The 9436-nt window shown below is 56.7% G+C and carries 8 protein-coding genes and 1 pseudogene; 2 read left to right on the forward strand and 7 right to left on the reverse strand.

The window, feature by feature from the left end:
* Nucleotides 1-105 precede the first annotated feature (105 nt).
* The 5 genes and pseudogenes from CV102_RS25480 to CV102_RS27330 all read right to left on the reverse strand — a co-directional run.
* Nucleotides 106-534, reverse strand: a complete 429-nt coding sequence (locus CV102_RS25480; RefSeq protein ID WP_148860804.1) for a hypothetical protein — start codon at nucleotides 532-534, stop codon at nucleotides 106-108.
* Between the two features lie 433 nt (nucleotides 535-967).
* The gene (locus CV102_RS25485; RefSeq protein WP_148860805.1) at nucleotides 968-1555 is read right to left on the reverse strand and encodes a tyrosine-type recombinase/integrase; all 588 of its coding nucleotides are present in this window, start codon (nucleotides 1553-1555) and stop codon (nucleotides 968-970) included.
* A 368-nt stretch (nucleotides 1556-1923) separates the two neighbouring features.
* Entirely contained in the window at nucleotides 1924-2811 is an 888-nt protein-coding gene (locus CV102_RS25490) for a DUF1214 domain-containing protein (protein WP_233710824.1), read from the reverse strand.
* Nucleotides 2812-3370: 559 nt separating this feature from the next.
* Nucleotides 3371-4153 carry a DUF1214 domain-containing protein gene (locus tag CV102_RS25495; RefSeq protein ID WP_394349522.1) on the reverse strand — a complete coding sequence of 261 codons (783 nt, stop codon included), beginning with the start codon at nucleotides 4151-4153 and terminating at the stop codon, nucleotides 3371-3373.
* A 147-nt stretch (nucleotides 4154-4300) separates the two neighbouring features.
* Nucleotides 4301-4827, reverse strand: a pseudogene (locus CV102_RS27330) (DUF1254 domain-containing protein); the annotation flags it as partial.
* Nucleotides 4828-5349: 522 nt separating this feature from the next.
* On the opposite strand from CV102_RS27330, the gene CV102_RS26340 reads away from it, so the two are divergent.
* Nucleotides 5350-5487 carry a hypothetical protein gene (locus CV102_RS26340; protein WP_187433122.1) on the forward strand — a complete coding sequence of 46 codons (138 nt, stop codon included), beginning with the start codon at nucleotides 5350-5352 and terminating at the stop codon, nucleotides 5485-5487.
* Nucleotides 5488-5687: 200 nt separating this feature from the next.
* Here CV102_RS26340 and CV102_RS25505 read toward each other — a convergent pair whose 3' ends face one another.
* Nucleotides 5688-6158, reverse strand: a complete 471-nt coding sequence (locus tag CV102_RS25505; protein WP_148860807.1) for an FKBP-type peptidyl-prolyl cis-trans isomerase — start codon at nucleotides 6156-6158, stop codon at nucleotides 5688-5690.
* Nucleotides 6159-6661: 503 nt separating this feature from the next.
* The gene (locus CV102_RS25510; protein WP_148860808.1) at nucleotides 6662-7876 is read right to left on the reverse strand and encodes a S8 family peptidase; all 1215 of its coding nucleotides are present in this window, start codon (nucleotides 7874-7876) and stop codon (nucleotides 6662-6664) included.
* Between the two features lie 571 nt (nucleotides 7877-8447).
* Here CV102_RS25510 and CV102_RS25515 point away from each other — a divergent pair.
* Nucleotides 8448-9320, forward strand: coding sequence for a DMT family transporter (locus CV102_RS25515; RefSeq protein ID WP_148860809.1), 873 nt, complete (start codon nucleotides 8448-8450; stop codon nucleotides 9318-9320).
* Nucleotides 9321-9436 lie beyond the last annotated feature (116 nt).

Below are 9436 nucleotides of genomic sequence, written 5' to 3' on the forward strand. Positions count from 1 at the left end.
CGCCGTCCGCAACATCGAACGCGCAATAGAGGACTCACACCCGTGAAATCACGCGTTCAAACAAGGCCCAGAGGATGTATACAGCACACTTAGAGAAGAATCGCTTCAGACTGTCTGCCTCACTGATGGAAGCAACGCGAGAAGAATGAGGACGAATCCTAAGCTAAGATACAGCCACTGTAGCCAGTGCCCGAAGCCCACGATCAATCCTTGAACAACAATCCAGACGATTAACGCAATCCCGACCATAATCGCAGCGGGCCACGCCCAACGGCGCTCTGTATAGAGGCCGTAAAGGACAACGAGTGGGAAGAGTCCCAAAGCGGTGAAGAGAATCATCCCCGGCAATAGGAAATCTGTAAACGGTGAGCCAGCTAAGACGTCTACCGGCATACCGATTATATCTCCGGTTGGATTTAAGAGAAATTGACCACCACCACCGATAGCACTGATACCGAGAAACAGCAAACAGGCCATCAGCAGTCGAAGGGGAACTGGACGGTTCTGAGGCTTTTGATCGCTGTTCGTGCTCATCTGATAAACGTCCGTTAGCTCGTCCAATAGTTATTCCGTGCGTCGAAGCGGCGAATTGTGACGAGTATACTGGCTCACCAGCACGTGCTGACTTCGTTAGTCCTGACCGACACAGCGTGATGAATCCGCGAGTTGAGCCTTGTTTAGACGCTCCCGGATGAGCGGGTCAGGAGTCATTTTGACTGAACAGAATCCGGTGGTAAGCACCTCACAGTACGGTTTCATACTTTGAGAACGAAGCGCTAGCGCCGATTTCGGTCGCGTCTAAACAAGGCCCGCGAGTTGTATTCAGCAGAGACTCTGAAACCTATTACCGTGGGGGTCTTTCAATAAGGCCGTAAGAATCGGATATCCCGGCGTATCTCACAGAACAGCCTGATGCCACACTCGGTATTTTCGATAACCAGCCTACGCTGTTCAGCGGCAGTGAGCCTTAGAGCCAGCTCACCTTCCCTCGCTCTCGCTTCTGGGCTTCGGGACTGTATCTCCCCCGGTAGTGCTCGAGGAACGTCTCGAGATCGTTCCACCCGCCCCAGTCACAGACCAGTAGCGGATCGACGTCTGCCGACGAGAGGGCGGTCGCCCAGGTCCGCCGGAGATCGTGGAACGCCAGATACGCCCAGCCCCGATCATCGGTCTCCTCTCGGAGCTGATCGGCAGCCGACCGGATCCACCGCCGGAGTGATCGGGTGCTCGAGACCTCGACGAGTGGCGAGCTCGAGGACGCGTCGCGATAGTCGTCGATCGTGTCGATGGTCGTCGCGAGATCGCGCGGCACGGGCGTCTCTCTGAACTGGTCGCCCTTCCCCTCCCACACGCGGAGGATCGTCCCGGCGTCAGTGTCGACGACGTCCTCCGGTGCGACGTCCAGGACCTCGTGCGATCGAAGACCGCAGCGAGCTCCGAGTGCGAACGCGATTCGCTGCTGTGTATCGCTGGCTCTCTCGAGGAGGAGTTCGACCTCGTTCTGGCTGAGCCAGACCTTCATGTCGTCTCGCTTCTCGTGCTGTTGTAGGTTCATGTCCGGAATGCTCGCTATCCGGCCAATTTCGTGGAAGTGTGGTAGAAGTTTTGGTGGTTCAGAGGGGTGAAGAGGTCCGATCTCGTCCGACTTTGGGTGGATTCTCGGACGGGTTTGGTAACTCGATTTAACTATAGAAACTGCAGAGTGGCATAGAACGGTTCGCATACTTTCCCTGCGGCTACCCGACGAACGCTAAGCACAGGTGTACGATGTATTGCGTGAAGTTGAGCCTGTGATTCTACTGCCAAAAACAGCGTGTAATATCCAGAGAATGAGGTCAGCACGACCGTCAGTACGAAACGAACGACGAGCGATGGTCGAGTCACGCTGATTCAGACGCCAGAACATCGATCTCCGCGCCCGGGTCACTCGAGCGGTTCGGCCTCGGGGAACTGATAGCTCCCGTCGAGAATCTCCTCGCGGGGCCCGTAGAGCCGGACCAGGTAGAACCACTCCTCCGGGGTGTAGAGGAAGTTCGGTTGATCAGGGTCACCACCGAAGTGAATCGTGATACTGCCGTCATCGTCCGGCTCTGCAGTCACGTTGTTGAACGAGTACGCGTCGTACTCGTTCTCCTCGAGAAACCCGTCTCTGTTGTAGACGGTGACTGACCAGAATCCGTCGACGGGGACGTCGTCGACGGTGAGTGTGTGTGGCGTGTCGCCGTCGTTCTGGTCGGGGACCTCTGGCATATAGATCGTGTCTGGCTGCGGAACTCCGCTCGGTGTCACACTAACGAGCAAGTACTCCACGGGGTCGACCTCATCGACGTCGCCAATCCCGCCGCCGAAGTCGTCCATCGTTTTCATGAGTGTAACGAGCGCGGCGAAGAGTTCGTCGTGTGCTTGGCGGTCCCAGTTGGGGACCTCGAACGTGCCGGTCGAGTCCTGGCTCACTGAGAGTTCGTCCTGTAATCCGTGGACGGTCTCGACGTCGTCCGGATCGGTCGGGTCGACGAACGTGCGGATCATGACCCACGTGTACCGCGTCCCGATCTCCTCCCGGGTCAACGTGTACTCGCCGGGATCGTGGTGCGTCTCTTTCACATACGCGTCCTCATCGAGGACAACCATCGACTGGTGGCGGTCACCGACGTCCGGTTTGGTAACGGTGACCGGCTCGGTCAGGTCGAAGACTCCACTTGAGTAGAACGTGTCACGATTGGGTAAGGCTAAGAACCGCACGTCAGGTTCGACTACCGTTCGGAAATGATGAAGCTCGCCGAACCCGCCCTGTTCGACGATGTTCTCCATTATTAGATGTATCTCTGACCGTGGGAAGTTCTCCCATGTTACGGAGACTGTCTCGTCATCTGTTGACTTATCGTTTTCAGTTCTCTAGATGTTCTCCTCCGAGAAGTTTTGGCTGGCAGTGGCACTGCTACCACCCAGCGCGAGTACGCCGGCGAGGCCTGCCCCGCGAAGCGCGGCTCGGCGGGTTGCTCGCAGCGGTTCGAAGTCCGACCCCCCGTCGTGTCTGGTGGTTCGTTGCTCATGGCTCGTGTCTCTCTGAGTGTCCCACTGCAGCGCTTGGGACCGACTCAGACAACCGCACACCGGCATTTCATATAAAGCAGCGACGAGACTCGAGAATAATTTCATGACATGATGGTGGTGTTAGCTTGACAACCATCTCTGACTTCGCGATCGACTACCTGTAGCTGTAGCGATCGGTCACAATTCTCAGTTTGTGCTGCGTTCGAGCCGTCTATTCAGCAGCCTCTGACCGAACTCCCGAGTCGTTGGCAAAGACGGCGTGCTGGATACAGAAAATGCAAGGCAACGGTCTAGTCGGGGATGAAGGGAGAAGCTCTCACTCCTCCACAGGGACGACTTCGGGCATGTCGTAGGACCCGTCGATCAGCGACCAGTGGGGACCGAAGAACCGCGCTGTAAAGCGCATGCCCCCTTCGGGAGCTGGCAGCCAGTTCGTCGCCTGCTCGGGATCGTCCGGTTCCTCGTGTTGCACGTAAATGACGAGTTCGTCACCGTCGGTGTGCAACAGCCCTTCTTCGAGCATGTAGCTGTTGATGCTGTAACGGTCGAGTTCGTTCTCGACGAAGTAGCCCTGCGCGTCGTAGATCGGAATCTCCCAGAACTCGGTGACTGGCGGCAGGTCCTCGAGGTCGAACGTGATTGTGTACCGATTCGACCCGTCCAGTGGGTCGCCGTTCGCGTCGGTAAATATGATCCCACCGACGTGAGACGCGGGCGAGTCGGGGCCCGCGAAGCCGAAGTCGGCCATGGCGGCCCGGGTCAACCAGTCGGTTCTGAAGTCCCCGGTGTTCTGAATAACGTTCCAGCCATTCATGTCGACCATGATGTCGCTGTTACCTTCCACGACGGCGGCTCTGACGCGCTCGAACCCGTTCTCGAACCCATTAGTCAGCGCCTCCTGTACGTCAGTTTCGAGGCCGGACCAGTCGAACTCCAGTCCCGGGCCGATTCCGATCTGTTCCAGCCGCTCGAGCATCGCAGCCTCCTTGAGGGAGTCGTCGATGAGCGACATGCTCGAGTCGTTCAGGGCGAGGTCGAGGAGGGTGAAGAAGTCCGCTGCGGTCTGATTTTCGACCTGCTGCTCTGTGAGCTCCGCCATTCGCGGGATCGTCTCGTAGTCGCCGGGGACGACTAACTGTTCCGCCCGCGGCACGCCCGAGCGGTCGTTTTCGAGCCACTCGCTGAGCGGGGTGATGGTCGTCTGCTCCTGCAGGTCGTTGACGTACGCGATCTCGGATTCGTCCGTGGGATCGCCCAGCGCGTACCGAACGTTCGTAAACAGAGTATTCGTCCTTGCCTGGACGACGTCGGTCGCGGCGAAGTCGCCTGGAATCTCGCCCTCGTAGTCGTCCGGCAGGATCAGGTACGATCGCGCGTCAGTGCCGTTGAACTGATTCCCGGCGTAGAGGGGAAAGATCCCATACTGGTTCATCAACTGGAGCGAAAATAGCGGTCGGTAACCTCGGGCATCTCGATGACGATGGGGCCGTCCTGCAGGTCGAGGGCGCCCATTCCATATAGGGTGGTGGCGTTCGGAGTGACGACAGCCGTGAAGTCGGCCGTTATCGGTCGGCCCTCGTTGGGGTAGTACAACCGATTGACGCCCACGAAGAAGTTGCTGTCCTCTTTCTGCGTGTAGTTGAAGCGCGTCACGTAGTAGATGACCTGCTGGAGTCCGTAGAGGTAGGCATCTTCTGCGATCGATACTACACTGCTATCCGTATCGCTTTCCTGACTACCTTCTGTCGTCGTGTGGTTTGTTTCGTTGCTCATGGCTCGTGCCTCTCTAAGTGGCCCACAGCAGCAATTGGGACCGACTCACACGTTCACACACCAGCATTCCATATAATCCGGTGACGATACTTGAGAATGATTTCATGACACGACGATAGTGGTAGATGGATGACTATCTCTGAATTCCGAATAGACTATATGTGCCAGTAGAGATCGATCACGGATCTCGCTATTCACCCTTCAGTTCGTGCTGCACTAGCGCTGTGAGTTCAGCACACACTGAACGAACTACCCGGTTCCTGTCAAAAACGACATGACCGACTCAAAGCGTGAAGTTAGCAGACAGGAGTTCCAATCACTCGGCCGGCTTAGCCTCCGTCATGGGTTAGTGGAGAACGCGTCAAGTGAGGAATTGAGATGGTGTCGTATCTGCAGGCCTGTGCGGAACCGATCGAGTATGTCTGACTGATGGGTCGAGCATGCGAGTATAGCCAGCCCACCGCCCCCAACTGGGATGATCGATTGGTGTGGCCTGTGCGGTGCATGGCGACAACTCGGACAGTGAACTCCGCCGGCCGGGCGGTGGTTGAGAAGTTCGGCGCTTCCTTCGGTAGCGAGGCCGCAGATGGAACAGAACTCTTCGAGGTGGTTGTCACACCCGACGAGTGGTATTGTAAACTGATCAAGAAGCAGGAATGAGATGCTTTCTCTTCCCGGTGACTGTAGAGAAGATTCACAAGCAGTGCAATGAATCGATTGATCCCTGTTGGGGGAGTCTGCCGGTGACTGGAGAGTATCTCTCTTGTCCATAGTCAAGGCACACTTCCGATTGGTGGGCCAAGCCAGTAAGTTGCGGGAATGATGGTTATACCGTTCTGCTGGAAATGCCTCGTTCGAGCTCAGTTGACGTCGATGATTTCGACTTCAAACGTCAGCGTTTCGCCGGCGAGACGAGGATTGAAATTCACCCGGACGACCTCCTCGTCGACGTGGACAACCTCGCCGTGGGTGCCGTTCTGGGCCTCAAGATAGGAGCCCTCTTCAGGCGTCTGGCCGCCGAGCATCTCTCGGAGATTCTCGGTTTCAAACTCCTGAATATTATCGTCGCTGGGCTCGCCATAGGCCTTCTCCGGCGGGATCGTCAGGGTTTCTGTCGTCCCAGCCTCTAAGCCGATCAGTCCCTCCTCCATTCCCTCGATGACCTGCTCGTCACCGATATCGACCGTCAACGGCGCGTACTCCCGGTCGGGCTGGGCCTCGGCGAGGCCTGTCTCCTCGGCGACGGATTTTCGGGAGGTGTCGAACACTGTTTCATCGTCAAGTCGCCCTGTGTACTCAAGCGTCACAGAATCGCCAGTATCTATCGTCATACGAATAGGAAGTGTGCCACACGGAAAAGCTATTGTATCGAGAGGTAACCTCCTCCTCGCCGTGAACGGCGGGATTCTCTCCTTGAAGAAAGATAGCAGTCGGGCTCGTTCTGAGTAGGTTATACTCCCCTAAGCAGTACGGCGCCACCGACGTGTCCTCGAGCTAGCCCTTGGTTCGAACGCAACAAGCGTCTCGCAGTACAGGCAGTAGTACGTGACCGGGTAGCTCTTTGCAGAGATGGAGCCGATTTGACTTTATTAAAATTCGCAGTCGGTGATACATATAGACCCGGTTCCGGCCAGTACAGGGGAGCAGTGTAACGCGATGAATGAGGATCTGCTCGAATATTGGAACAAACGGTGTGCAAGATACAGAGGATGAGCTCAGCAGAACCTTTTGTTTGTTCCAAAGTATTAATACGGAAATATTTCCTCAATAATCTATTCAGCACATACAAACAGAGCGGAACAAAACACTGAACGAAAATAATTGCTTGTTTATTCTACACTATCTCTACAGTATCGAGCGCGTTGATCCGGCCAGCGCCGGTTTCTGGGTCACCGCGACCGTTGTCTTCTGCACCACGCTCAATCACGTTCTCGACCTGATTCGCATTTGCATCCGAATCAAGTTCGCGGACAAGGCCGACGAGCCCCGAAACCTGCGGCGCGGACATTGAGGTGCCGGATGCAGACGCGTACATCGCATCAGGGAGGGCCTGATTGTCGGGATCAAATGTAGAGAGAACCAGCTCTCCGGGTGCGCCGGCGGTGATTTCGTTCGCGCCGAAGTTCGAGAAGTCGGCGAGTTCATCGGCTTCGGTAGTTGCACTGATCGACATCGTATTCGACAGGCTACCCCAGAGCGCCAGCCAGCCCTCTTGCTGGAGATTCTGACTGTCGTTCCCCGCGCTCGTGACGACGGCCGTCCCGCGTTGCTTGACGCTTCTGATCACCCGCTGGCGGGCGATCCGGAATCCCTCTTGGTTGTCCTCCGGGCGCTGTGGGGGACTCCCGATGCTCATATTCACGGCGTCAAGACCGATTTCGGCAGCGTAGTCGAGTGCCAGGAAACTGTCACCGACACCCGCAAGCAGCGGTGGTTCCTGGGGAAACACCCGTAGCGAGACGAGCTCCGTGTCCGGCGCAACGCCGGTGACGCCTACGTCGCCAGTTGCACCGGCGATACCAGCGACGTGCGTTCCGTGCCAGTGGACGTCTCCGATGTGCCCCGACTCCTCCCAATCGATGAACGACCGGCTGGCATCCACATCGACGTTGCCTAAGTCTGGGTGGCCGTCGTAAACACCGGTGTCAAGGATGCCTATCTGCGTCCCGTTACCAGTCGCGTGCTCATGGGCATCGAACGCCTCGATGAGGTGCTTGTCCCATTGCTCATCTGCAAGATCCCCTTCTACATCCGCGTCAGTAGGCCCTTCGGGAATGTCGAGTTCGTATGCGAAATCCTCGAAGGCCGCATCAACGCCGTTCACATCGGCTGGATCTTCGTCCTCGGGCCCTAACACGAGGTAGACGTTTGCCCGAGTTATTTCATGGACGACCGTGAATCCCTGACGTTCGAGCTGGTTCGGATTGCCCCCTGTGACAATGTACCGGACTAACTCGTCTTCGTCCGCACCTACGGTTCCAATCGTTGTCAGTCCGATTCCTACCGCTGTCCCAGTTAGGACCGTTCGTCGATCGACATCGTGTGCCATATAGTAACAAAACATACCTGAAACACTATTGCAATCCTCATCTTACTATAGAGTTGAGGTAGATATCTAATGCTTATGGATCGTGTACCCTGCTGATCTAAACGATCACGACCTTCCCGAATCAAACTGAGTCTCGTACGAGATTCGCGCCCTGTATTCAGCAGAGACAGACTCTTCTATTCACGTTCTGTCAGAATCTGCCTGCTGAATATAGAGAATGAGCCTTGTTTAGACACTTCCAAACGAGCGGGTCAGGAGCCACTTCAACTGATCAGAACCCCGTAGCGAGTACCTCATGGGTGGTTCGCACTTCGAGAACAAAGCGTTAGAGCCAGTTTCCGCTGCGTCTAAACAAGGCTCAGAGGATGAATTCAGCAGGCTGTCGCAGGTCGTTTCACGTGACCGAGGCGGAACGCCGGTTCGGTAGGTGTGCGGACCCGACGAGTAGGCCAGTGTGGTCGGTAACGAACTGGCGTCACAGAACCGACAGTCGCCGTCACGTGATTTATGAATCAGCGAATGGAAGGCGAAACCGGTGAGGGCCGAGTATCAGAACCTGCTTTTGTTCGGCATGTACAGTGTCTGTGGCGCGTTGGTCTTCGTCGGTGCGAAACTGGGCATGCCGGACGTGCCGCCGTTGTTGTTCGCGGCACTCCGGCTCGACATCGCGGGCGTGGCGTTAGTCGCCGTCGCCGGATGGAGTTTGGACTATTGGCTCCCTCGCACGCGCCGTGATTTGCTCGGCGTCGCGTTGACTGGCGTGTTCACGCTCGGTGTCATGAACACGTTCCTTTTCGCTGGACAGCAGTACGTCACGAGTGCTGTCGGTGCGATTGCCTACAGTTTCATGCCGATCCTGACAACGGGCTTTGCCGTTCTCCTGTTGTCAACGGTGTCGCTCGACCTCGTCGACGCGCTCGGCATCTTCCTCGGATTCGTCGGCGTCGGTATCGTCGCACAACCATCGACAGCAGCCATTCACGCAGACCGTCTCATCGGATTTGGACTGATGATCGGGAGCGTCGCAATATTCGCACTTGGTACCGTGCTGACCCAACGAGTGCAGCCTGCCCTTCCACGACTCGCACTTACCGCGTGGGGAGTGCTCCTCGCTGCGGTCGTGAACCACGGCATCGCAGGCGTTTTCGGCCACTCACTGACCGAAATCACGTGGACGTCCGCTGCCATCGCTGGCGTCCTCATCACGAGCCTCCTCGCGACAGCCGTCCTGTACGCCGTCCACTTCGAACTCATCGACAGAATCGGACCGGCACGGACGAGTCTCAACTTCTACCTGCAACCGATCGTCGCAGCACCGCTCGGACTGATCCTGTTCGACAACAGATTGACGACCGTGAGCCTGGCTGGCTTCCTCGTCATCTTCGTCGGGTTCGTTCTCATCGAACGACAGGTGATACTCGACACCGGTCTCTCCGCTTCGTAACAACAAACTCGACCCGGATTCTATGAACGATACGCGCTGTGGGGCTTGTTTAGACGCGTGAGATCAGTGGTGTTAGATCCTCGCAGCTTGCTCAATGTTTCTGACGGCAGCCTTTA

Source organism: Natronococcus pandeyae, assembly GCF_008122205.1.
Classification (GTDB): Archaea; Halobacteriota; Halobacteria; order Halobacteriales; family Natrialbaceae; genus Natronococcus; species Natronococcus pandeyae.

Bases quoted from the DNA above. Each gene is read 5' to 3' on its own strand.
- CV102_RS25480 (WP_148860804.1), bottom strand. From the start codon at position 534: ATGAGCACGAACAGCGATCAAAAGCCTCAGAACCGTCCAGTTCCCCTT.
- CV102_RS25485 (WP_148860805.1), bottom strand. From the start codon at position 1,555: ATGAACCTACAACAGCACGAGAAGCGAGACGACATGAAGGTCTGGCTC.
- CV102_RS25490 (WP_233710824.1), bottom strand. From the start codon at position 2,811: ATGGAGAACATCGTCGAACAGGGCGGGTTCGGCGAGCTTCATCATTTC.
- CV102_RS25495 (WP_394349522.1), bottom strand. From the start codon at position 4,153: ATGGCGGAGCTCACAGAGCAGCAGGTCGAAAATCAGACCGCAGCGGAC.
- CV102_RS25505 (WP_148860807.1), bottom strand. From the start codon at position 6,158: ATGACGATAGATACTGGCGATTCTGTGACGCTTGAGTACACAGGGCGA.
- CV102_RS25510 (WP_148860808.1), bottom strand. From the start codon at position 7,876: ATGGCACACGATGTCGATCGACGAACGGTCCTAACTGGGACAGCGGTA.
- CV102_RS25515 (WP_148860809.1), top strand. From the start codon at position 8,448: ATGTACAGTGTCTGTGGCGCGTTGGTCTTCGTCGGTGCGAAACTGGGC.